The organism is Sphingobacterium pedocola (assembly GCF_015209965.1).
GTDB lineage: Bacteria > Bacteroidota > Bacteroidia > Sphingobacteriales > Sphingobacteriaceae > Sphingobacterium > Sphingobacterium pedocola.
The window spans coordinates 36,771-59,020 of the sequence record NZ_MU158693.1; the positions used below are offsets into that span (position 1 = coordinate 36,771).

Annotated in this window: 19 protein-coding genes; 6 read left to right on the plus strand and 13 right to left on the minus strand. The window is 43.3% G+C overall.

Going from position 1 to position 22,250, the window contains the following annotated elements; genetic code table 11:
* Positions 1 to 126 precede the first annotated feature (126 nt).
* The 6 genes from C4F40_RS19750 to C4F40_RS19775 all read right to left on the minus strand — a co-directional run bounded on the left by C4F40_RS19750 (position 127) and on the right by C4F40_RS19775 (position 10,317).
* Positions 127 to 4,677, minus strand: coding sequence for an efflux RND transporter permease subunit (locus tag C4F40_RS19750; protein WP_196941153.1), 4,551 nt, complete (start codon positions 4,675 to 4,677; stop codon positions 127 to 129).
* Between the two features lie 15 nt (positions 4,678 to 4,692).
* Positions 4,693 to 5,799 carry an efflux RND transporter periplasmic adaptor subunit gene (locus C4F40_RS19755; protein ID WP_196941154.1) on the minus strand — a complete coding sequence of 369 codons (1,107 nt, stop codon included), beginning with the start codon at positions 5,797 to 5,799 and terminating at the stop codon, positions 4,693 to 4,695.
* A gap of 109 nt (positions 5,800 to 5,908) precedes the next feature.
* On the minus strand, positions 5,909 to 6,250 hold the full coding sequence (locus C4F40_RS19760) for a hypothetical protein (RefSeq protein ID WP_231390151.1): 342 nt from the start codon (positions 6,248 to 6,250) through the stop codon (positions 5,909 to 5,911).
* A gap of 533 nt (positions 6,251 to 6,783) precedes the next feature.
* Positions 6,784 to 7,158 (minus strand): VOC family protein, encoded by a 375-nt coding sequence (locus C4F40_RS19765; protein ID WP_196941156.1) that lies wholly within the window; start codon positions 7,156 to 7,158, stop codon positions 6,784 to 6,786.
* Positions 7,159 to 7,193: 35 nt separating this feature from the next.
* Positions 7,194 to 7,601 (minus strand): VOC family protein, encoded by a 408-nt coding sequence (locus tag C4F40_RS19770; RefSeq protein WP_196941157.1) that lies wholly within the window; start codon positions 7,599 to 7,601, stop codon positions 7,194 to 7,196.
* A 175-nt stretch (positions 7,602 to 7,776) separates the two neighbouring features.
* Positions 7,777 to 10,317, minus strand: coding sequence for a PAS domain-containing protein (locus C4F40_RS19775; protein ID WP_196941158.1), 2,541 nt, complete (start codon positions 10,315 to 10,317; stop codon positions 7,777 to 7,779).
* 179 nt (positions 10,318 to 10,496) lie between these two features.
* Between C4F40_RS19775 and C4F40_RS19780 the strand changes: the two genes are divergently transcribed.
* Positions 10,497 to 11,639 carry an Sb-PDE family phosphodiesterase gene (locus C4F40_RS19780; protein ID WP_196941159.1) on the plus strand — a complete coding sequence of 381 codons (1,143 nt, stop codon included), beginning with the start codon at positions 10,497 to 10,499 and terminating at the stop codon, positions 11,637 to 11,639.
* A gap of 318 nt (positions 11,640 to 11,957) precedes the next feature.
* Positions 11,958 to 12,734 (plus strand): hypothetical protein, encoded by a 777-nt coding sequence (locus C4F40_RS19785; protein WP_196941160.1) that lies wholly within the window; start codon positions 11,958 to 11,960, stop codon positions 12,732 to 12,734.
* A gap of 219 nt (positions 12,735 to 12,953) precedes the next feature.
* On the opposite strand, the gene C4F40_RS19790 is transcribed toward C4F40_RS19785, so the two are convergent.
* The 4 genes from C4F40_RS19790 to C4F40_RS19805 form a co-directional block, all read right to left on the minus strand.
* Positions 12,954 to 13,145: a cold-shock protein gene (locus C4F40_RS19790; RefSeq protein WP_196941161.1), complete on the minus strand. Its 192-nt coding sequence runs from the start codon at positions 13,143 to 13,145 to the stop codon at positions 12,954 to 12,956.
* A 375-nt stretch (positions 13,146 to 13,520) separates the two neighbouring features.
* Positions 13,521 to 14,645: an NAD(P)/FAD-dependent oxidoreductase gene (locus tag C4F40_RS19795; protein ID WP_196941162.1), complete on the minus strand. Its 1,125-nt coding sequence runs from the start codon at positions 14,643 to 14,645 to the stop codon at positions 13,521 to 13,523.
* A gap of 1 nt (position 14,646) precedes the next feature.
* Entirely contained in the window at positions 14,647 to 15,342 is a 696-nt protein-coding gene (locus C4F40_RS19800) for a methyltransferase domain-containing protein (protein ID WP_196941163.1), read from the minus strand.
* The gene (locus tag C4F40_RS19805; RefSeq protein ID WP_196941164.1) at positions 15,335 to 16,429 is read right to left on the minus strand and encodes a type III polyketide synthase; all 1,095 of its coding nucleotides are present in this window, start codon (positions 16,427 to 16,429) and stop codon (positions 15,335 to 15,337) included. The genes C4F40_RS19800 and C4F40_RS19805 overlap by 8 nt, the downstream gene beginning before the upstream one ends.
* 295 nt (positions 16,430 to 16,724) lie before the next feature.
* On the opposite strand from C4F40_RS19805, the gene C4F40_RS19810 reads away from it, so the two are divergent.
* Together C4F40_RS19810 and C4F40_RS19815 are read left to right on the plus strand one after the other, a co-directional pair.
* Positions 16,725 to 18,074 carry a Gfo/Idh/MocA family protein gene (locus C4F40_RS19810; protein WP_196941165.1) on the plus strand — a complete coding sequence of 450 codons (1,350 nt, stop codon included), beginning with the start codon at positions 16,725 to 16,727 and terminating at the stop codon, positions 18,072 to 18,074.
* 10 nt (positions 18,075 to 18,084) lie between these two features.
* Positions 18,085 to 18,936, plus strand: a complete 852-nt coding sequence (locus C4F40_RS19815) for a sugar phosphate isomerase/epimerase family protein (protein WP_196941166.1) — start codon at positions 18,085 to 18,087, stop codon at positions 18,934 to 18,936.
* A 118-nt stretch (positions 18,937 to 19,054) separates the two neighbouring features.
* On the opposite strand, the gene C4F40_RS19820 is transcribed toward C4F40_RS19815, so the two are convergent.
* The 3 genes from C4F40_RS19820 to C4F40_RS19830 all read right to left on the minus strand — a co-directional run bounded on the left by C4F40_RS19820 (position 19,055) and on the right by C4F40_RS19830 (position 20,333).
* Positions 19,055 to 19,315, minus strand: coding sequence for a hypothetical protein (locus C4F40_RS19820; RefSeq protein ID WP_196941167.1), 261 nt, complete (start codon positions 19,313 to 19,315; stop codon positions 19,055 to 19,057).
* Positions 19,316 to 19,414: 99 nt separating this feature from the next.
* Positions 19,415 to 20,056 carry a DNA alkylation repair protein gene (locus C4F40_RS19825; RefSeq protein ID WP_196941168.1) on the minus strand — a complete coding sequence of 214 codons (642 nt, stop codon included), beginning with the start codon at positions 20,054 to 20,056 and terminating at the stop codon, positions 19,415 to 19,417.
* On the minus strand, positions 20,034 to 20,333 hold the full coding sequence (locus C4F40_RS19830; protein WP_196941169.1) for an alpha/beta fold hydrolase: 300 nt from the start codon (positions 20,331 to 20,333) through the stop codon (positions 20,034 to 20,036). The genes C4F40_RS19825 and C4F40_RS19830 overlap by 23 nt, the downstream gene beginning before the upstream one ends.
* A gap of 178 nt (positions 20,334 to 20,511) precedes the next feature.
* On the opposite strand from C4F40_RS19830, the gene C4F40_RS19835 reads away from it, so the two are divergent.
* On the plus strand, positions 20,512 to 21,090 hold the full coding sequence (locus tag C4F40_RS19835) for an RNA polymerase sigma factor (RefSeq protein WP_196941170.1): 579 nt from the start codon (positions 20,512 to 20,514) through the stop codon (positions 21,088 to 21,090).
* A gap of 157 nt (positions 21,091 to 21,247) precedes the next feature.
* Positions 21,248 to 22,189, plus strand: coding sequence for a FecR family protein (locus tag C4F40_RS19840; RefSeq protein ID WP_196941171.1), 942 nt, complete (start codon positions 21,248 to 21,250; stop codon positions 22,187 to 22,189).
* The last annotated feature ends 61 nt before the right edge of the window (positions 22,190 to 22,250 follow it).

Sequence of the window (22,250 nt, forward strand, 5' to 3'; positions counted from 1 at the left end):
GAATTCCGAGGTCCTGAAACACAAAAAACGAAATACGTCTATAGGGATGGATTAGCAAAATATTCTGTATCGATATAAGAGACAATCCAATGATTGACTGCCTCTTATAAATGTGGAACTTAGCCCTTATTGCCATCCTCCTCCTAAAACTTTGTATAACACGATTTGGTTTAAAATCCGTTCCTTGGCAATATCAACCGCAGCTGTCTGTGCGTCAATTACATCACGCTGTGTGGTTATAATATCTAAATAGCTGACGCGTCCTGCAATAAAGAGCTCATTCGCTGCTGCGACAGAAGCATTGAGTGCCATTTCCTGGTCCCGAATATATGTCGCCCGGCGGTGGATAGACAGTTGTTGGTGTAATGCCGAAGACACTTCGTTCATAGCTCGAAGTACCGTCTTCTCATATTCTAAGAAAGCAATGCCATAGTTACCTTTCATGACCTCATACTGAGATTTAAGTTCGCGTTGCTGAAGTAGCGGGACTGTAAAGCCAGCCAACAGACCATATGTAAAGGACTTATCAACGGCTAAAAGCTTATCTAAATTAAAACTTTGCAGACCGAGATACGGGCTAACTGCAATAGACGGCAAAAAGGAAAGCCGAGAAGCTTCTAGCTCATAAAATTGTGATTGCATTCTGAACGTAGCTTCTCGGATGTCTAATCGGTTCTTAACGAGATCAGCGGGTGAACCTATCGCTAATTCAGTAAAGAGTTGCAGCGAATCCAATGATTCATCGCTTCTTTCGATGGGACGAAAAGCTCGTCCCAGCAAGAAATTAATCTGGTGTTCTAAAGAAATAATATCTTGTAAGACTTGCTCGCGTGAAGCCCGAGAGCCTTCTAACATAGCTCGAAATTGTTGCACCCCTAACTCATTAGCACGCCCTGCCTCCTTCTGAGCCTGTATAATTTCTAAAGCTTGCTCATGTAATTTGATATTATTGTTGTACACCTCAATCTTTTTGTCGAGACTGATTAATTCGTAATATGCTGTTGAAATGTTGGTAATCAATTCTGTTTCCAACAGCCGTCTTGCTTCGTTTTCTGCGATTAAATCTGTAAAGGCAGCCTCGCGACGATGGCGCAACTTACCCCAGACATCTATTTCCCAAGAAGATCGTATACCTACAAAATAATCCGGCACGAACGGTTCGGGGATCTTTTCATCACCTTTCAGGTTTTCTGAAAAATTAGAATCGTAGTTGCCTATTCCGGATTCGGTGTAGTGACCGTATTTACGTAATCCTCCTTCTGCAGAGGCAGCTAAGCTGGGCAACAGCGTCGCTTTTCGTTGTTTAAAATGTGCCTGCGTCATTTCTATACGACGTAAAGCCTGCTGTAAATCCTTATTACGCAGTAAGGCGGTGTCAATCAGCTTCGTCAAGAGCGTATCCTTCATGAAATCATTCCAGGGTATAGTTGCTAAGGAAAGACTATCACGCAGCATACGGTGATCTTCTTTTTGTATTGCCTGATTTAGATTTGGATCTGACACTCTTTTAGGAACTGTACAGCCCGTAAATGCCAAAAGTAAGACTATTGTCGCAATGGCTGCGCCCATTTTTCTATTCTTTCCATTTTTAGCGAATAACACAACTAGTCCCGGGATAACTATGACACCAACGATCGTCCCAATTACCATTCCGCCCACGGAGGCCGTTCCGATGGTACGGTTTCCGAGCGCGCCCGCTCCACTCGACAACATAAGAGGTATAAGGCCGGCCGCGAACGCAAAAGAAGTCATTAAAATCGGCCTTAAACGTGCAACAGCGCCTTCGATGGAAGCTGTTAAGACGTCCATTCCCTGTTTGCGCTTTATATTTGCGTATTCTACAATCAGGATGGCATTTTTACCCAACAGACCGATTAGCATAACCAATGCAACCTGTGCATAAATATTGTTTTCAAGTCCGAATATCTTCAAAAATAAGAACGCGCCAAACACCCCTGCCGGTAGGCACAGAATAACAGGCAATGGGAGTAAGAAACTTTCGTATTGTGCCGCTAGTAAAAGATATACAAATACTAAGCATAATACAAAAATATACCCCGCTTGGTTGCCCGATATTTTTTGTTCGCGTGTCATACCAGACCATTCAATTTCATAACCTTGAGGCAGAGACCCAGCAATACGTTCCACTGCCTCAATAGCTTGTCCCGAGCTGAAACCGGCGGCTGGCTGCCCCGTGAGCATTGCGGAGTTAAACATATTGTAGCGCGTGATCTGCTCGGGTCCGTAGACCCGTTTCATCGTCATAAACGAAGAATAAGGCACCATCTCTCCCTGTTCAGTTTTCACATATAAATCCAATACATCTGAAGGCCGCTGCCGTGCAAAGGCGTCAGATTGAACCATTACCTTATACATCTGACCATACCGAATAAAGTTTGTTGCATATAAGCTCCCTAACAGCGTTTGCAATGTATTCATAGCATTCTCTACCGAAATACCTTTCTTTGCAGCAAGGTCATAGTCGATTTCCAACATGTATTGTGGAAAATTAACATCGAAAGAGGAACTTGTATTTTCAATTACTTCGTCCTCGTTTAGGGCAGTCATGAAGTCTTTGAGTACTACATTTGTTTTAACAAGATCTTCATTACCGCTTTGATCGAGCAAGCGTAACTCGAAGCCAGACGAATTACCAAAACCAGGTACTGTAGGCGGTGGAAAAAATTCAATCAATCCGTCGGCAATATGAGCTGTGCGCTTACGAAGTTCCTGTATGACTTCCTCTATCGATTGATCTCGGTCATCCCAAGCCTTCAAGTTTATCATTCCCATGCCGTAGGATGCGCCGGTTACCTCCGTTACGATGCTATAACCCGATAACGTAGAAACGGTTTCGACAATATCCATCTCGCGCGCGATTGCATCCACCTCGTTCAACACCTTTTCGGTTCGATCGACGGTTGCTCCGGGAGGTGTAGTCACAGACACATAAATCATTCCTTGATCCTCGGTTGGAATAAACCCGGTTGGTAATACGGCACTCGTCCCCCAAGTGAGTACGAACATGCCCGCAAGCAGCAATAAAGTAATCAACCTTCTTCCTGCGATCCGCGATAATAGGCTCTTATAATTACCTGCTAGTTGGTCATAGACAGAATTGAATTTGGTAAAAAATCTCGTCAACAAACCGTTAGATCCTTTTTCTTCGTGCGGCGAGCGCAGGATGATAGCACAGAGCGCCGGCGTTAATGTAAGGGCGTTAATACCTGATATGACTATTGCGGCTGCTAATGTCAGGGAAAACTGTCGATAGAACACACCCACCGGACCGGAAAGAAAAGCTACGGGAATAAAAACGGCAGACATCACAAGCGTGATCGCGACGACAGCGCTTCCTACTTCTTTCATGGCCGCTAACGTAGCTTCCATCGGAGATAGGTTCTCTTCTTCCATTTTGGCAAATACAGCCTCCACGACGACAATACCATTGTCGACCACGATACCAATGGCCAATACAAGCGCAAACAAAGTCAGCAAATTGATTGAAAAGCCCATCATCTGCATAAAAAACAATGATCCGATTAAGCTAACCGGTATGGCCAGGATTGGAATGACAGTAGCACGAAAGTTTTGAAGAAAAATAAATACGACTAAAAACACAAGCACGAACGCTTCGAAAAGGGTCAACATTACGCTGGAGATCGATGCATTCAAAAACCGCGATACATCATAGCCCATAGTATAGGTCATTCCGGAGGGAAAGCTATTTTCTTTTAATTGATTCATACGCTCCTTAACACGTTGAATCACTTCCTGCGCATTCGATCCAGGGAGTTGCTTCAACATAATGGAAGCTGAAGGACGCCCATCCGTCTTGGAAACCATTTCATAATCCAACGATCCAAACTCCACTTGGGCCACATCTCTGACGCGGATGACGGAACCATCCGTATGCGCCCGAATAGGAATGTTTTCGTACTCGCTGATTTCGGTAAACTTACCGGGATATCGCAACACATACTGTTGCATATTTATGGCCTTATCCGAACTGATACCAGTTTGACCAGGTGCTGCTTCTATATTTTGCCGTCTTAATGCATCCACTAATTCTTCGGTAGATATAGCGTATGCCGACAATCGATCTGGATTGACCCAAATACGCATGGCGTAATCTTTCATTCCCATAATCTGCGCAAAACCTACTCCTTCTATCCGCTTCAGTTCTTTTAGTATATTGATATCCGCAAAATTGTAAATGAAGCGTTCATCTGCTGTAGCGTCATCCGTGTAGACATTGAGATACATCAACATGCTATTCACTTCCTTTTCTGTCGTAACACCTGCCTTTATTACTTCCTCTGGTAATTCATCCAATACCGTAGTTACTCTGTTCTGCACATTTACAGCCGCAATATCGGGATCTGTCCCCACCTTGAAAAAGACTTGGATAAGGGTTGTACCGTTGTTTGTCGAAACCGAATTCATGTATGTCATTCCCGCTACGCCATTTATTGCCCGCTCCAACGGGATTGCCACCGCATTTGTGCTTACCTCCGCATTTGCTCCGGTATAACTTGCGGTGACAACCACTGACGGAGGTACGATATCCGGAAATTGGGTAATCGGCAATGTAAATAATGCAAGTAGCCCAAGTATTGTTATAAATAACGATATAACCAGTGATAATACTGGCCTTCTGATAAATTGTTCAAACATCTTTGTTGCCCCCTCTTAATTTGTAATTGTTCTCGGACTAATGACCATCCCGTCTCTTAGCGACTGTACACCCTCAAAGACCACCTGAACATCTTTATCTAAGCCCTCTTCTACAACATAATAATGGCCGATGCGTTGACCGCTCTTGAACGGGGTCATTTTAACCTTATTATCTTTAACGGTATATACATAGGCCTTATCCTGTATCTCTAAAACTGATTTTTGATGTACGAACGTGAGGTTTCCCGTCTTTGTGGGTACGGCGACCTTGCCCGATGCGCCATGCTTTAGAAGTGCATCGGGATTGGGAAATTTGGCACGTAAGGCTATGGAACCCGTAGTGGCCTCAAATTCACTCTCGACGATCTCTGCATTACCGACATGCGGATATAGCGTTCCATTGGCTAGGATCAGACGTACTTCAGATTTAAAACTATTGCCGTTAAACTTACCATCCGATGCTATCGCTAGATACTCTGGCTCCGAAATAGAAAAATAAACGTTCACGCTATTATTGTCCGAAATGTTGGTGAGCAGCGCGCCCTCTTCCAACAAAGAGCCTTCTTTTAAGAGGATACGATCAATCCGTCCAGCAAATGGTGCTCGTATTTCAGTGTAAGTTAATTTGGTTTTAGCTTGTGCAACTAGTGCCTGAGCTTCCTTTATTTTTGATTTGGCTGCATTCAACTGCGCTTCCATCAGATCGATTTCTGTATTACTGACTATATTTTTTTTGACTAACTTTTTTGTACGCTCCAGCTCAAGTTCCACCTTTTTTGCCTCGGCACGTGCATTGTCAAGGCCTGCTTCGGCATGTGCATAATCCGCTTTATACTCTTCTGAATTTACCTGAAAAAGCACTTGACCCTTACGGACATATGCTCCTTCATCGACATAGATTTTATCTAAAAATCCGGATAATCGAGAACGTAGCTCAATATTTCGATGCGCTTGGATATCGGCTATATACTCTTTAAATATAGTGGTGTCCATGTGCATTAAAGTGGAAATTGGCACAATCCGCTCAGTGGATTCTTTGTCATTTTCGCTACTGCTTGCTGTACAGCCTGACGCGAGCATAATTGCCCCCAATATGGGGAGAAAGATCATTTTGTTGTTCATGATAATATAAGATTCGGAATTAAATTACAGTAGAAGATATCCAAAAGAACATTCATGATGATAGATTATCAACATGCTACTTTGGAATATAAAAAGATGTGTAGTAAGATTAGAAGGGTCTGTAACGGTACAGAAAGGAATAATATCCTGGTCGATTTTGTGTTTTGTCTTTACGATTGAATAGCGGTGTGGTTTTCGCAAGCAGAAAGATCATGCATAATAGCCAACCGAAGATCAGTTCCGCGGGCATCACGCCCAAAGAGAACTGAATTATCTGGTATTCATCATATATTATTTCTGGGATTGCAGCACTCGCGTCCGGATTTTCGAGGTCAAACATCTCTTCAAAAACAAGTTCGAGTAGCGTTTCATTTGCCTCAATAGGGTTTAAGTTTACGAAATCGTCAAAACGTACCTCATAACAAAGCATGTTGAGATAGCCAAATAACATTAAAAAATTGAACAATTTTAACATCGAGCCAAATATAGCAACACAGGTGTAATACTGTCAAGTCAGTTTTTGTAAAAAAGCTGTTATTCATTTCCCGAGACATTTAAGACTATGCGTAAAAGACCTAAACGCCAAAGTCGAAAAACGACCAAAATCCCGTTTAGCGATTCTTTCCGGTACTAGGCATTGGGGTATGACGCAACAGACGGACCTGTTGGTACCAAAGGCGGCATATGCATATCCTCGTTTGAACTTTCAATCCGTTTCATTTCTTTTGCTTTTTTTTAATGCTCTCCCTGCATAAGTAATTCCACTTCGGATAATCTAAAAAACATCGTCAGATTGATTTGCGTTGCACCAAGAATACCTTTCTTTTGCCCTGTACGTCTGCAATGTTCTTTTACTCACATTCCCATGCTGGTGCCGGAATGTTTCCGGTATCTCTCGCGCCGGCATATTCCTTTAAATTCTGAATGTCTAAAACTTCCCATTGTTGTTCAAGGCTGATGGGACATTAAAAAAGCAGACGCCTTTCATTGTTCGTCTCTCTGCTGTACATTGAAAACAGTTCCTGCCGGATCTGTAATCCAATGCATATTTTCCGGAAGTTCTTCCAATTCATCACAGGTTTCCACCCCGTTCAATTGCAAATAATTTGTCGCTTCTTCTACATCAGGAACAGTAAGTTGTAACCACGTTTCAGCATGGGTGTAATTGTCCACGCAGTCTAACCAAATAACGTTATTGCCGAATTTTACTTCGTGTGTTCTAGAAACGGTTGGATTGCCTATGGGTTTTTCTTCGACTTCCAGCTTCAAAATATCCTTGTAAAAAGCAACCGTTTTTTCGTATTTATTTTTAGGAATTTTTATTGCAATATTAATTCCTGCTTCAAATTTTGGTGTCATATTTATTATTTTTGAACGTATGTTATCTGGAGAGTTTATTCGGCTGGAATTTTTGACATATCCATATAGAAAATTTCCCAAGTATGTCCGTCAAAATCTTCAATAGTCCGCTGTTGCATAAAACCATAATCTCTTAGTTCACTGGGCTCGACTCCGCCTGCTTCTAATCCATTTGCGACGATTTGATTCATTTCCTCAACACTCGCAACAGACAACGAATAAAGACCTGCAAGACTGCTTTTTGTGTCTGCAATCGGTTTTGTTGCAAAGCCAGCAAATTTTTCATGGGTCAGGAGCATAACAAAAATGTTTTCGCTCCAAACCATACACTTTCCACTGTCGTCTGAAAATTGAGGATTGTTTGTGAAACCTAAAGCGCTATAAAAGTTCATTGATTGCTGAAGATCTTTTACTGCTAAATTGATAAATACCTGTTTTGCCATTTTATTTAATACTTACTTGCTAATTTTGTAGTCTTTCTATCGATGAAATTTCAGAAAAGTTATCTCCCACCTAAATCGGGATCGATAGATTTAGAACAGCAAGATATGAAGATTTTAAACGGCAACACTTGACTTATGACAAGAAATATACAAAACACTACCTCTTTAATTACGTTTAAAGAGGTAGTGTAAACCAAAATGTTGCACCTTGTCCCGCGTCGCTATGCACACCGATTTCCCCATCGTGTCGGTGAACGATATCGGCGCTGATGTAAAGACCCAAACCAAGGCCCGACACTTCTCGTCCGCTACTATCGACCCTAAAGTAACGCTCAAAAATTTGCTTTTGCTTTTCTGGGGGAATGCCTGGGCCGGTATCACGTACAGATATTTTAACAAACCCATCTATTTGTTCAGCCCGGAGGTAAATATCAGAGGACTTAGGTGCATATTTAACGGCATTATTTACAAAATTAACAACAACTTGGTCGATCCGACGTTGATCAGCATGTACCTGCAGTGATGGATCTCCCTCAAATACCAGCTTATGTTTACCTGTTTCCCTGATGTGGCCACAGCAGTCGTCCAACAGATCCTTTACGATAAATGTTGTTTTATTCAATACTGTCGCGTCCTTATCCATGTTACTCACATTCAATAAGTCTTCAATCAGCGTGCTGACCTTTTCCATACTGCGCTCGGCCTGCGTCAGTAATCGAGGGAAGAGCTCATGTCCCGGCGTGTCCTTTATCCGTTGCAAAAACTGCAGGGATGCTTTTAGGGAAGTAATGGGTGTTTTTAGCTCGTGACTGGCAATGGAAATAAAATCGTCCTTTTGCTGCTGTAGTCGTTTGAAATCAGTGATATCCAAAACCGTACCCATTAATTTGTCCGGTATTCCGTCTGTCCCGTAGAAAACCTTCGCCTGAACCCTGATCCAATGTATCGATTTGTCTTTATGCAGGATTCTTGCCTCGTACATCATCTTTCCCTTAATTGCTGCAGCGGCATGTGCCTTCGCGCTCAAGTGCACGTCGTCAGGATGAAAAGTATCCAGTAGCTCCAGTCTTGATATCGGATCGGACGCCTCGAAAATCTCATTGAACCGTTCGGATGTGATAATTGCATTGGTGCTATAACTGTATTCAAAGGTGCCGATATCGGCAGACTCTACAGCAAGACGGGTACGCTCTCCCGCTTCCTCGATTGCTTTACGTGCCTTCACTTTTTCGGTTACGTCGATAGCTACGACTAAAATAGCCATTACATGGCCGTCGGCCTTTAACACCGGTTCGTAAACGAAATCGATGAATACGTCTTCGGGTTTACCATACCGGATAAGCGTTACCTGATGTTCGGTAGCAACGAAAGGCACTCCTGTTTGTATGACCTGGCTCAGTACTGGGGCGTAATCTTCTGCTGCTTCGGTGACCCCTTCCCAAATAGCGCGGCCTTCCAGTTCTGCCCGCTCCTTGCCTACCAAATTTAAATAGTTATCATTGACTTCTAAAACGTAGAGGTCGTGTGAACGTATAACACATATACCTACCGGAGCCTGTTTGATCAGTAGTCGAAAACGGGCCTCGCTTTCGATCAGGTCATCATTTTTTCGTCTTATTTCCTCTTGGGACACCACAAGGTCCTCATTGGCTGCCGAAAGCTCCTCAACTGTTGCCGCAAGTTCCTCGTTCAGGGAGCTCATTTCTTCCGTCAAGGACTGTTCCTTTGCCAAGGCCTCTTGCAACATCTGGCGCTGATGTACTTTTGTTGTGATATCGTCCGCGGCGACGATGATACCAACAACGTCCCCCTTATCGTCGCATAGGGGATCATAATAAAAACTCACATATTTTGTCGCGGGGCCTTTAGGAGAATTATAGTGGAAAATTTGTTCCTCCTGCCCGTAGCCTACACCTGAATCATATACCTGCCTTAGAAACATGGGGAAAGGCTGACTCTCGATCTCGGGCAGGATATCCATCAACTTATGACCCGTTACCTCTTCGATCGTTCTGTCCCACAGGTTTACCAGGGGCTGATTGGCGATCTCTATTATCCAATCCCTGCCTCTTAAAATCATTAGCGGATAATGGGCTGCCATCACGAGACTTCGCAGACTACGCTCCGAATTAGCAATCGCTTGTATACCGTGGGCAACGCGCTCTTCCAGTTGACGGGAAAAGTTTTCCAATCGCGTATGTGAGACCTGTAGGTCCTCCAACGTCGCGGCCAGTTCCTCATTCGACGCGGCCAGTTCTTCGTTCGTAGCTGCCAGCTCCTCGTTGAGCTCCTGTTCCCTTCGTTCCGACATCATCTCGTTGGTCACGTCGTGAGTGGTAACCAGTAGATAGGTTGCCCGATTACCCTCCTTCGCTACAGGGAGTATTTCCAACTGCCACCAGTGCTGAACCACTGTTCCGGTCTCATCCGATAAGATATCATACCTAAATACGGGCATTTTAATTAAACTATTTTCGGCAAGCGCTTGCTCCAACGCTGCTGCAAGCAGTTCTGGTCCCTCACCCCCCGCCATAGCAGGGTCATAAGCTTTCCATATACTTTCGCCCCTATAATTAATTTTAGTCCTTCCGGTAATGGATTGATGCGCAATATTATAATCGAGGATGGTAAATTCCGGAGCATCCGCCTTTAAAATGATGCGCGGGCTTTCCGATTGGAACAAGGCTTGGAAGATCGGTGCGGTTATATGATCCATGCAACTAATTTAGAAAAGTTTATTGATAACTGCAATTGTAAAATAAAGACTTTCAAAACGTCCTCATGTGTGTTGTAAGAACGCTGGATTCCCGTATATTTAACATCATGGCAATATAGCGTTAATATGCAATTAAAAATAGAGATCTACATTTGACAAAAATTTAAAACGTAACTCAAATGAGAAGGAGATCTATTTTACTGGCTTTGATAACCGCAACTTCAATGTCGGTATTTGCGCAGCAAGATGACGGTATAATGCAGTTGAAGGAATTTAGAAACCCGAAGAAGAGAGAGGTTATCAATATCCCTAACGTGAATAACTATCAAGTATTAAAATGTGACTTTCATATGCATACTGTTTTTACCGATGGGCATGTTTGGCCAAATGTTCGCGTACAGGAAGCCTGGAAAGAGGGATTGGATGCGATTTCTTTTACCGAACATGTAGAGTACACACCACATAAAAAAGATGTGATTCCCGGTAATTTGCGATCCTATGAATTAGCAAAAAAGATGGCGGCCGAGAATAACATTTTGCTCATTAAGGGTACCGAGATTACTAGAGGAACGCCCCCAGGTCATTTTAACGCCTTGTTTATTCAAGATGATAAGAATCTTATTGTTGATAACTCATCGAGTTTGGATGAAAAAGCGATACAGGCTGCAGTAGATCAAAATTCGTTTATTTTTTGGAATCATCCAGGATGGAAAGCAGCAACGATCAAAGGTTCATACGAATGGATCCCATTTGTAGAGAAGATGTATGCCGAAAAGAAATTGCATGGAATTGAAGTCGTCAATGGTTTTGGTTTCCACAAAAAAGCCCTCGATTGGGCGTTAGACCGTAATCTTACCGTGATCGGAAATACAGATATCCATAATCTTATTGCGCATGACTACGATATTTCACGATCTGGCATACACCGCACAATGACATTAGTCATGGCTAGAGATCGCTCCGCAGTATCCATCCGAGAGGCTTTGGAACAGGGCCGTACTGTCGCTTGGTCGAGCAATTATCTGTTTGGTAAAGAAGAGCATCTTCGCGACCTATTTTACGCCTGCGTCACATTAAGTCCTGCTTATCATCATACGGCTTCTACTAAAAATGGGAATACGAATTATTATGAATTGACAAATAATAGTGACTTGTATTTTGAGTTGGAACTTAAGGAGGGCAACGCCACCAAGAAATTGACTTTATATCCTGAATCCACACAAGTGTTGACGGCTTCATCTGGCCAAACGGCATTGACCTATGAAGTCGTTTCCACCTATATCCGAAGCGACAGACATCTACAAATTAAACTAGCCCTGTAACGGGGCTATAGTCTCTAATGTGCTTTAAGCCTGTTCAGAGCCGATCGTCTTTGATATAAAAAGGAATATGGACATATAGCTGGCTGACTAATTTCAAGGTCGGATCGTGGTCGTGATTTTTGACATTCCAATAACCGAAGCTAATTTTTCTTTGTCTAATTTGGGACACACACAAACAATATAAAACAGGTTATATGTTTGACGTTCAAGAAAAAGAGAATCTGGATTATCGCTAGAACTTTAATGCCGTTAAAGTGTTTATATTCTGGCCGCTATCGGTACACGAGTTTGATAAATCATATTTTCAAAACAGAATCAATGAAAAAGAAATCAATAGTTATTCTTAATACTGTTTCCCTAATCATCACGTTGGTAATTAATTACCTATCCAATACCGGCTTTTTTAATGGAAACACGATGAAAACGGTATCTGATCGGTATGATAATTTATTCACTCCAGCATCCTACGCTTTTTCCATTTGGGGATTGATTTACCTATTCCTAATCAGTCACATCATCTACAGCATAAGTATAAGAAAGAGCGAACATGAGAATAGCATCATTAAGGTTATTGGGATCTGGTTTAGCCTATCTTCTATATTAAATAGCGTCTGGGTAGTGTGTTGGTTAAATGATTATATTGGATTATCTGTATGTATCATGATTGCTTTACTCTTAGTATTGTTGAAAATCATCACGAACATTCATGCCAATTACAACCGTCCTTCTTTAAAAACAAAAGTATTTGTTTTCTTGCCATTTTCCCTGTATGCAGGATGGATTTCGGTAGCATTGATCGCCAATATAGCAGCGTTTTTAACGAAAATAAAATGGGACGGCTGGGGTGCATCCGAAATGACATGGACTGTTGCGATGATCTTGATCGCTGGTCTTGTTAATGTGCTGATGATATGGAAAAAAAACCTTATTTCTTTTGGTCTAGTCGGAATATGGGCTTTGATCGCGGTGGCAATATCGAACGATCAGGTAAGTCCGATATGTTTGGTAGCGGGAGCCACTGCCTTGCTTATCCTATTAAGCTGTATTATTCGGGGTATTGCTATTTTTCGATATAGAAAGGTAAATACGCCGTAATCTGCCGTTGTACGCGTGCTGGTTTGCCCCTCCGCCTTTCAGTTTGCAAAGAAAAATACGGAGGAAGTCGGGTTTTTCTCAACACGGATGGGGACCATCCAATAATGTAGGGGTCCAAATCGTATCTAACAAAAAAAATGTAGCAGATCGGCATAAATGCCTTCCACTACATCATCTTTATCATATATCTTGTAGGAAAATATGAATCTTTCTAGATAGTTATGCTACGCGTACGTTAACGGCGTTAACGCCTTTTTTGCCATTTTCTACGTCGAATGTTACGCTATCGTTCTCACGTATGTCATGGATTAAACCTGAATTGTGTACGAAAACGTCCTGACCACCATCTACTGGTGTAATAAAACCGAAACCTTTGGTAACGTTAAAGAATTTTACTGTTCCTTCTTGCATTGTGTATTGTATTTATTTATAAAAATTATTCATTTTGTTGGGTAAACGCCATTATTGAACTGATGATAACAGCAGCACAATAATAAATCTAATTGTTCGCAAGAAATGATGTTTGTATTTTTTCGGACCTCGAAATGCTCTTGGCTTAAAATGGTACTTAACCGTTATATTGACAACAAAAATTAGCAGCTGAAAAAGCGAAAACTGAGAGAGAAGAATGAACTTAACGGTTTCAGAGAAGCATCGGCAGAGCCTGATTATAAAGCAAAGATAAACTAATTTTTTTAAAACACAAGACTTTGATTCTTTTTTTTAAAATTTGGTAAGCTATGTCGGGCCGGTATTTATGTTATCCATCTGCTGCACCGGAGATCGTTAAAAGCCCCTGCCATGCGTTCTCTTCACGATGGCGTTTGTTAGAACGGGCATCTTTTTTAGCAGTGATACAAATAAATCCGTTTGCCATACCTTGCCAAATCGAGCTTGCACAATACGTCCGACGTGCAGGCGTGCAGCGAACTGTTTTCGCCATTGATCGGTATAGAGGCCTAGCATTTCATCGAGCGATATTTGTTGTTGTATATACCTATCTACCAAAACGGTAAGCAATTTGCCACTATGCATGGCCATACTCATACCATTACCACACAACGGCGTGATCATACCGCAGGCGTCTCCAATTAGCGGTGTCCCGGCAAAGACGGGTTCTTTGTTATCAAACGAGACCTGCGAAATGGATAGCGGCTGGCTATAGCAGAACTCGCTCTGTTCGAACAATTGTTTTAGGTACTTATTCTGATAAAGAAATTGCCGTTCCATTTCTTTGATTCCTCCGCTCTGCTGCAGATTAGCCGCTGTTGTCAGGTAGCACATGCAGTATTGCTCTTCTTCAATTTTCGAAATGCCACAATAGCCATCCTTAAAATTGTGTAGCGCAATAATATCGTCCGGAAAATCAGCTTTGATATGGTATTTTATTCCAATATGGTTATTTAGATTATTTAGTTTTCGGGCTAGAAAGCTACGCCTCCACTGTACGTCGATATTACTACGTTTACCAAAAGAGCCGATTGCTAGCTGTACGCGAACCTCATCATCAGATGCCTCAATGCGGTAGTGATCCGAAAGCCGTTGCATACCGCTTATCTTGCAATTATCCCGCACTTCGACTCCTATTTCGCGGGCCTTCAGCGCGAGTAAACCGTCGATTTTATAGCGGCTGATGCCGAAGCCGCCGAGATCAAGATCTGCTGTCAGCAGTGTACCGTTTAACGAACTTACCTGTAACTTTTTTATAATCGGCAATTGCATATCGGCTAAGTCGATACCGCAATCGAGCAGATAATCCCAGCTTTCGACGCTGATATATTCTCCGCAGACCCGATGAAAAGGGAAGCCATTCTTTTCAAAAAGGACGACGGAGTATCCCTTCTTGCGCAACTGAATGGCTGTGGTCAGGCCCGCTAAACCGGCACCTACAATACCAATATCGTAATCCACACTAACCATTCTTGTATACCATTAAATGTCGGAAAGCCCAACGCCAGCGGACGCTTGCCGTGGACAGACCTGCCCTCTCCGAAAGCGTTGTCCACTCGTCTTTCGTAAATCCGCGAAGTACAGAAAGCGCTGCGTCATTTTTAACCATATACGATCTTGAAAATAACCCTGTCAACAGTTTGATACTGTAATATGCAAGCGGATGACGGTGGAGATCGTTGATAAAGAATCCTGTACGGCTATTTACCGACATCCAGCGTAGCATATCAACCAGTTCGTTGTTTTCGAAATGGTGGCAAAAAAGGGAGTTAAAAAAAATATCCGGTTTTCGGTCAAGCACATCCGCGCGGTAGTCGCTGCATATAAATTGGATACCTAACGCGCCATACTGGGCTGTTGCATAAGAAATGGCATGTGGATTCATGTCGATCCCTGTCAACGCTGCCTCAATTCCATTCTTATGACACCAGTTGTGGATTATCATCAAGTTGTTTCCGCCGCCGCATCCGATTTCGCAGATGCTTACTTTCTTCGTATTGCGGAGCAATGTCTTTAATCCAGCTAAAGTCGTACGATGCCCGCCCAACCAGGCATTAATCGTATCCAGCTCCCGCATGGTTTGCTTAATATGCTCAAAGGGGATCGACGGATCGTCCAGTAGTTCGCTTTCGTTGCTTCGTTTTGAAAAATCAGGCATGAGACAGGTGAAAAGTTTCTAATGTTAAGCCCGGACCAAATGCCATTCCGATCAGATTTTTTTGTCGTATCGTATATGCTGGATTTTTTATCATTTTTTCAAGCACAAAGAGTACGGTCGGACTGCTCATGTTACCATAATCACGGAGTACCTCGTAGCTGTCAGCGAGCTGATCCTTTGTGATATCGGCACCACGTTCAATGGCTTCCAGTATTTTCTTTCCGCCTGGGTGCACACACCACAGATCCACCTCATTCTTAGCTATCCCGTAACGCTTCAACGCGCGTCCGATCACTGCATCGCAGGTGCGTTCCAGAATCGGCGGCACCTGACTGGTCAATGTCATGAGGAAACCATCAGCCGAAATCCGCCAGGCCATATCATCCAGGCCTTCGAAGTTAATTTCACTGTAAAAACCATCCAAACGCCAACCGTTGTGCGTTGAATTATCGCCCTCCACCAACACCGCCGCAGCACCATCGCCAAAAATAATGGTACTCGTCACATTATCGATCGTCTGATCGGTCTGAAAATGCAAGGTACAAAGCTCCACACATACCAACAGCACTTTTGCATCGGGTTCCTTTTCAGCAATATAATGCGCATGCTTCAACCCATGGATTGCTGCATAGCAGCCCATAAAGTTGACGGAGGTGCGACCGATATCCCGACGCAGACCGAGGCGACGTATCAGGTCGATATCCAAACCCGGTGCCTTCATTCCAGTACAGCTCACCGTTATGAGATGGGTAACGTGAGTTTTATCCATGCCTTCGGGCAAGCACTTTTCGACGACCTCCACCGCTAATTCGATTGCCTCCTCATCATATATTGTGAGTCGGTCTTCGAGCTTCCGCGACACGGTAATACCTTCGCTATCGGTTAGTATTTTGTTGTCGCCCTTATCCGAACAAAAATCCGGTACGACAGAATAACGCGTATCAATACCACTAGATCGGTACATAAACCTGAGCTTGCGCTGATCCTCCTCTGTATTCGTATGCATGTGTTTTATCGCTTCAAATATTTGCATCTGTTGCTGTTGATATCGGGGCACCGCTGTTGCGATCGAAGCTATTGTACTCATATTGTTATAACAAATAAACGAGGCAGATGTTTGCTTCGTCGCTTAGATCAAATTCGTCGACGACTCCCTTGATAAACAACATTATAGGACTCATATGAATATACGAGAAAAATCTTTCAGGATTATGGGGCCTGAGAAGGCCCCTCCACAAAAAAATATATCCCAAACCAATGTAAGTCAATACTTTTGTTACTTATATAGCACCACCATTTACAAAAAAAAGTATAGCTTTACAATTACTAATTGTAAAACGCTATAAACTTAAATTAGAAAAATAGCACAAATACCTCTTAATATGGAAACCAGAAGAGACTTCATCAAGAAGAGCACCCTTTCCGCTATTGGATTAACCATCGGCGGACTTGGGATGAGCGCCAAGAGCTACAGCAAGATCCTCGGTTCGAACGACCGGGTACGCGTGGGTGTTGTCGGGTTTTCGGACCGATTTAAACATTCGTTGCTTCCTGCATTTAATAGCCATGCCAAAGCGCTCGATTTCGAATTCGCCGCACTGTCAGATATTTGGGACAGGCGCCGCAAAGAAGGGGCTGCTTATATCCGCGAAAAAACGGGGGCCGATGTCGCGCTATGCCGCAATAACGATGAGCTTTATGAGCGTGGGGATATTGACGCAGTGATTATCAGCACAGCAGATTTCCAACACGCCTTCCACCTGGCTGAGGCGGCGAAAGCCGGTAAAGATGCGTATTGCGAGAAACCTTTCGCCGAAACGATGGACGACGCCAACATCGCACTTGATGCGGTCAATGCTAGCGGTATTATTGTACAGATCGGCTCGCAGCGTCGAAGCGGGGGCAATTACCAAGCGGCCAATGATTATATTCGTTCGGGGCAGTTCGGTGATATTGTGATGGTGGAGATGTGCTGGAACGTAAACCAGCCTGGCAGGTGGCGCCTACCGGCACTTACGTCTTCCATCCGTGAATCCGATACCGACTGGAAGCGCTTTTTAATAAACCGCCCCTACGAGGCATGGGATCCCCGGAAATACCTGGAATACCGGCTTTTCTGGCCTTATTCATCCGGCATCCCCGGGCAATGGATGTCCCACCAGATTGACACGGTGCATTGGTTCTCCGGGCTAGCCTACCCACGCGGCGTGACAGCCAATGGAGGGATATACCAATGGAAGGACGGACGCACAAACCCCGACACATTGACCGCCGTATTCGATTACGGGCCATTGGATAGTAAAACAGATGGTTTCCAAGTCGTCTACTCTTCGCGCTTTAGCAACTCCGCTGGAGATACGAAAGAACTGTACTATTCCAACGGGGGCATGCTGGATTTGGACAAAAACAGGGTCACACCGACTGGTGGGCTTCAGAACGATGCTGCAAAGGCGATGGGACTTAAAGCGAACCTATTGGCAGAATATAAGCTTCCCGACGTGCAGGCCGCCTCGGGCGCAAACACCGGCGGGGATTTCTTGACGGATGCACACATGCGTAACTGGATGGACTGTGTTCGGTCGCGCCAGACTCCCAATGCGCCAGTGCAGGCCGGTTACAACCATGCTGTCGCCTGCATAATGGCCAATGCAGCATACCGCACAGGTACACGGGCTACATTCGACCCCAAGGCAAGGCAGGTTATGGCAGGACAGAATATATTCAAGTATTAACATCGTATCCATGGCAATGAAACTGATTTTAAAGGGAATGATTACGCTAGCCTTTGCGTTTGTTACGCCGGCTGGCAGCATTGCGCAACAGCTCTTTAGACCGGAGCTGGGCGTCTGCGCGTCGATGAAAAATAACGACCTGGTAGCACTTCATGGTTTTTCGTTTATACAACCCACCGTGTCGGAGTATTTGAAACCCAATGCCCCGGTTGACTCCCTAAAGCTATCTGAAGGTCTTCCCGTCTATGCGTGCAATGTTTTCCTACCTGGCTCGCTAAAAGCGGTCGGGCCTGAAGCAGACCATGAAGGTATCCTATCGCATGCTGCAAACACATTCGCGCATGCCCAGAAAACGGGAGTCCGGATCGTCGTCTTCGGTAGCGGTGGATCCCGTGGGGTGCCTGAGGGTTTCGACCAGCAAGAGGCGGTCGACCAGTTTACCAATCTTGCAGGCGAGCTGGCCAAGCTGGCAGCAACATACGGGGTAGTGATATGCTTGGAAAACCTCAATAGCGGAGAGACTAACCTGATCAATACAGTGGAGGAAGCCTACGACATCGCAAAACGGGTTAACCACCCGAACTTCAAACTATTGGTGGATATTTATCATATGCTCAAGGAAAATGAGTCTCCGCAGAGGATCGTTGAGGCAGGCAGGGAATTCGTCTACCATGTGGATATCGCCGAGAAGGAAAAAAGGACAGCACCTGGTGTAGCCGGAGATGATTTCCGCCCGTACCTGCGGGCCCTGCGGGAGATTGGGTACACCGGAAAAATCGCGTTGGAATGCCGTTTCGACGACATGCCTACCGAATTGCCGGCTGCTATGAAGGAGCTGACATTGCAGTTGGAAACATTATAAATTCAAGCAACCACGCTTGATAAAGGTATTATGATCAAGGAATAGGGATTAAAAGACAACAGTCGAACGCAGAATAATATAAAAAAAGCAAATATCGATCATGATACCTTTCGATTACCTAAACAGTCCTTTTCCAAGGTCTTTCTATCCATACTGCTCCAATCAGTTCCTTTTCCAATATATTGTTTAATGCGTCCTCTATAATTAATATTGCCGGTTGGCTTTGCGGTGTAACCGTCAAGTCTTCCAACCATTCCCATACATCGTCTACCTTCTCCGGCATGTAGGTCGGGTTGTCGTCGTGGACTGTATTAACAGATGTTAGCACATTATATCCGTCGCTTTGCAATTCCCTTAATACGGCGTGTGTCAGCTTCACAAACATCTGCTTAATAATTTTGTAATATAAACACAAAGCTTACTATTTTGTTTTACCGTTTTTCCTACTTCTCAATAATGGTCTTCTTTCACACTTAATTTATATATTTCGTTTGTTGCTTTCCATTGCAATGAACTCCGGCAAATAATTGGGAGTACACCCTTTTGACACCATTTCACCTTTATAAAGACCTGTTTTCTCGCCAAGGGCGACACACCGATTTCGATACTTTTTTTCATAAACTCCGATCCAGCCTGCAGTGAAATTCATGGCCCATTGAACTTCAGGTTCTTCGGTCGCAATGGTGTTCTCAATTGCTGAAAGTAGATGGGACGTATTTTCCGGGGGGGTCTGCCCTGTCCATCTTAATCTTGCTTGATAGTACCAATAAATGCGTCTTTGAAGTGGAGAAGGACTATTCTCCCAAGATTGAATCAGCGCAATTGCTTTTTTTTCCTTCGTAAGCTGATTGGCCATTAGCCAATCCATTAGCTGATTTCGCTCATCAACTGGATGCGCGTGCATATCCTTGTCAAGTTTATCAATCACATCTTGGGATAGAAGCTTGTTGTCCATAATCAAGATGGCCAGTAGTCTAGGCAAAAATCTTTCAGTTGACCATAGTTCAATAGCCAGTTCATGATCCTTTTTGATATCCTTCGCAATTTTCCGTAAGTCCCCTAACTTAGTGTTAGTATTGATTTGAGCCAAGATGTTTTTAGCTTGTAAAGCGTGTTTCATATCGATCTTTCATATTTTTGGACAAATAATTATATCTAACGCTGCTTAATAGAAAATTTCTAATAAGATCTAACACCTCATCAAAATTTGTTTCCAGTGCCATATGCCCACCTTCCAAAATGTGCGTTTCCGCTTCAGGTAAATCCTTTTCATAGCAATGTGCTTCTGCCACGTCGAAGTAAACGTCGTATTTGCCCCATCTGCTATCGCCTGCTTCTCGATAGAAAATATTGACTCCGTCTACGTTTATGGTTTTGTTATATAGCTGCCTGTTCATATACTTTTTCAAAATCATTGAATACAACTAATCATTTTTCATACCGAATTAACTCAAAGGCCCCTTTAAAAATAGTAAAATTCTGTGTAACAGCAATTTAATCATTGTTTACCGAAACTTAATATTCTATTAACACGCCATGGGCTACTTTTGTCCTATCTAAAATTTGAGCTATTTCATGGACGAAAGTATATCTCACTTTATCGCAGGCGACCGGGCAGCTTTTGCAGCGGTATACGAGCGTTATCGCAATCAAGTGATGGCCTATTGTTATCGTACTGTCCATTGCCATGAAACAGCAGAGGAACTAACGCATGATATTTTTCTCAAACTATATGAAGAACGAGGGAAACTCGACGCGCAGCAAGGTGTAAAAAACTACCTTATGGCAATTGCGCGTACATCGGTATTGGGTTGGTTTAGAAAAATTCACTACGACCAAAAACTCAAAAAAGAATTCTGTCAAAGGTATCAAAGCGCACAATCAACCGAAAATACAGAACACCGGATACAATCCGCTATCGATGTAGGTTTAGTAAAATCAGCCATGGCGTCGTTCCCTCAAAAAAGGCAGGAAGTTTTCCAAATTGTAAGATTTGAGGATAAAACGTATGAAGAAGCGGCCGAAAGATTATCTATAAGCGTAGATACCGTTAAATACCATCTAAAAAAAGCAGATCGGGCAATTAGGTCACAAAGTTTATCTTTTGACAGCATTTACCAGATTGTCCTCATTTTCACTTTGCTCTACGCCTAACAGTGGTATACCCCCTATCTTCCGACAAATAAATAAAAAGTAATACCACTGAACGTCAAGCATTTGTGATTTAACCTAAAATAAATCACAAATACTACTACCCGTTTTGCGCTTCTCATGCATATAAGTTAATAAGTAAGCATAAGTAAACGTATACATGGAGGAGAACGATCCTAAAGAACTACACCGACGTTTTCTGGCCGGGGAGCTTTCGGCACAGGAACTGGAAACATATATCCAACAGTTAGCCGAAGGAAAATTCGACGACAGCTTTCCCGACTTTGAGCAGGTTGCTAGCCAATACCCTTATCCGGTAAAACAGGAGACCGTAACACAAAGACCAAAAACACGCGGGGTCTTATGGCGTAGCATAGCAGCAACCGCCGCTTTAATACTATTATTGGGGGGCTACCAGTTATGGGTAAAGAGGGATATGGATTCACAACAGATTGTCTATAAAACCATCCGGGTCGATCCGGGCAAAAAAACAGAGATCATCTTAACCGATGGAACATCCGTTACCCTCTCTCCGGGTACAGTTTTCTGCTATCCCGAAAGCTTTGCGGATACGCTAAGGGAAGTACATGTAGTAGCGGGAAAAGCATTTTTCAATGTTTCCAGAGATACGTTACGTCCATTTAAAGTCCATGTCGGAAAACTCGAAACCATTGTATTGGGTACTTCCTTTACCGTAGAAAACTATAAAGAACAAGGATTTGAAAAAATTAATCTCTATACCGGAAAGATTAAAATACGGAACACAAATACCAATACAGAATTGGCGCTTACACCTGGGCAGCTCTTCGAATGGGACGATCAAACGGCAATAGGGCGCCTTTCGGAATTCGACACCGAGGCCAATCCGGCAAAAGCAGAAAGCCTCTCCTTTGCACAGGCAAGTCTAAAAAGCGTTTTATACAGAATTGCTTACCTGAAAGGTATAAAGATCACATTGGAGGGTAACGGTCTAGCCAATTATTATATCAGCGGTACATTTGATGGTATGCCTATTGATCAGATACTGCAGTCTATGGAACTGGTACACAAACTGAAAATTAACAAAATAGACAACAAAACCTATACGATTATGAAAAAATAGCTACTGCAAAAAAGACGGAAGCACTGCCCTGACCGACAGTACTTCCTGATGTTGTGTAGGC

Coding starts and splice junctions, on each gene's coding strand:
- C4F40_RS19750 (WP_196941153.1), bottom strand. CDS start 4,677: ATGTTTGAACAATTTATCAGAAGGCCAGTATTATCACTGGTTATATCG.
- C4F40_RS19755 (WP_196941154.1), bottom strand. CDS start 5,799: ATGAACAACAAAATGATCTTTCTCCCCATATTGGGGGCAATTATGCTC.
- C4F40_RS19760 (WP_231390151.1), bottom strand. CDS start 6,250: ATGTTATTTGGCTATCTCAACATGCTTTGTTATGAGGTACGTTTTGAC.
- C4F40_RS19765 (WP_196941156.1), bottom strand. CDS start 7,158: ATGACACCAAAATTTGAAGCAGGAATTAATATTGCAATAAAAATTCCT.
- C4F40_RS19770 (WP_196941157.1), bottom strand. CDS start 7,601: ATGGCAAAACAGGTATTTATCAATTTAGCAGTAAAAGATCTTCAGCAA.
- C4F40_RS19775 (WP_196941158.1), bottom strand. CDS start 10,317: ATGGATCATATAACCGCACCGATCTTCCAAGCCTTGTTCCAATCGGAA.
- C4F40_RS19780 (WP_196941159.1), top strand. CDS start 10,497: ATGAGAAGGAGATCTATTTTACTGGCTTTGATAACCGCAACTTCAATG.
- C4F40_RS19785 (WP_196941160.1), top strand. CDS start 11,958: ATGAAAAAGAAATCAATAGTTATTCTTAATACTGTTTCCCTAATCATC.
- C4F40_RS19790 (WP_196941161.1), bottom strand. CDS start 13,145: ATGCAAGAAGGAACAGTAAAATTCTTTAACGTTACCAAAGGTTTCGGT.
- C4F40_RS19800 (WP_196941163.1), bottom strand. CDS start 15,342: ATGCCTGATTTTTCAAAACGAAGCAACGAAAGCGAACTACTGGACGAT.
- C4F40_RS19805 (WP_196941164.1), bottom strand. CDS start 16,429: ATGAGTACAATAGCTTCGATCGCAACAGCGGTGCCCCGATATCAACAG.
- C4F40_RS19810 (WP_196941165.1), top strand. CDS start 16,725: ATGGAAACCAGAAGAGACTTCATCAAGAAGAGCACCCTTTCCGCTATT.
- C4F40_RS19815 (WP_196941166.1), top strand. CDS start 18,085: ATGGCAATGAAACTGATTTTAAAGGGAATGATTACGCTAGCCTTTGCG.
- C4F40_RS19825 (WP_196941168.1), bottom strand. CDS start 20,056: ATGAAACACGCTTTACAAGCTAAAAACATCTTGGCTCAAATCAATACT.
- C4F40_RS19830 (WP_196941169.1), bottom strand. CDS start 20,333: ATGAACAGGCAGCTATATAACAAAACCATAAACGTAGACGGAGTCAAT.
- C4F40_RS19835 (WP_196941170.1), top strand. CDS start 20,512: ATGGACGAAAGTATATCTCACTTTATCGCAGGCGACCGGGCAGCTTTT.
- C4F40_RS19840 (WP_196941171.1), top strand. CDS start 21,248: ATGGAGGAGAACGATCCTAAAGAACTACACCGACGTTTTCTGGCCGGG.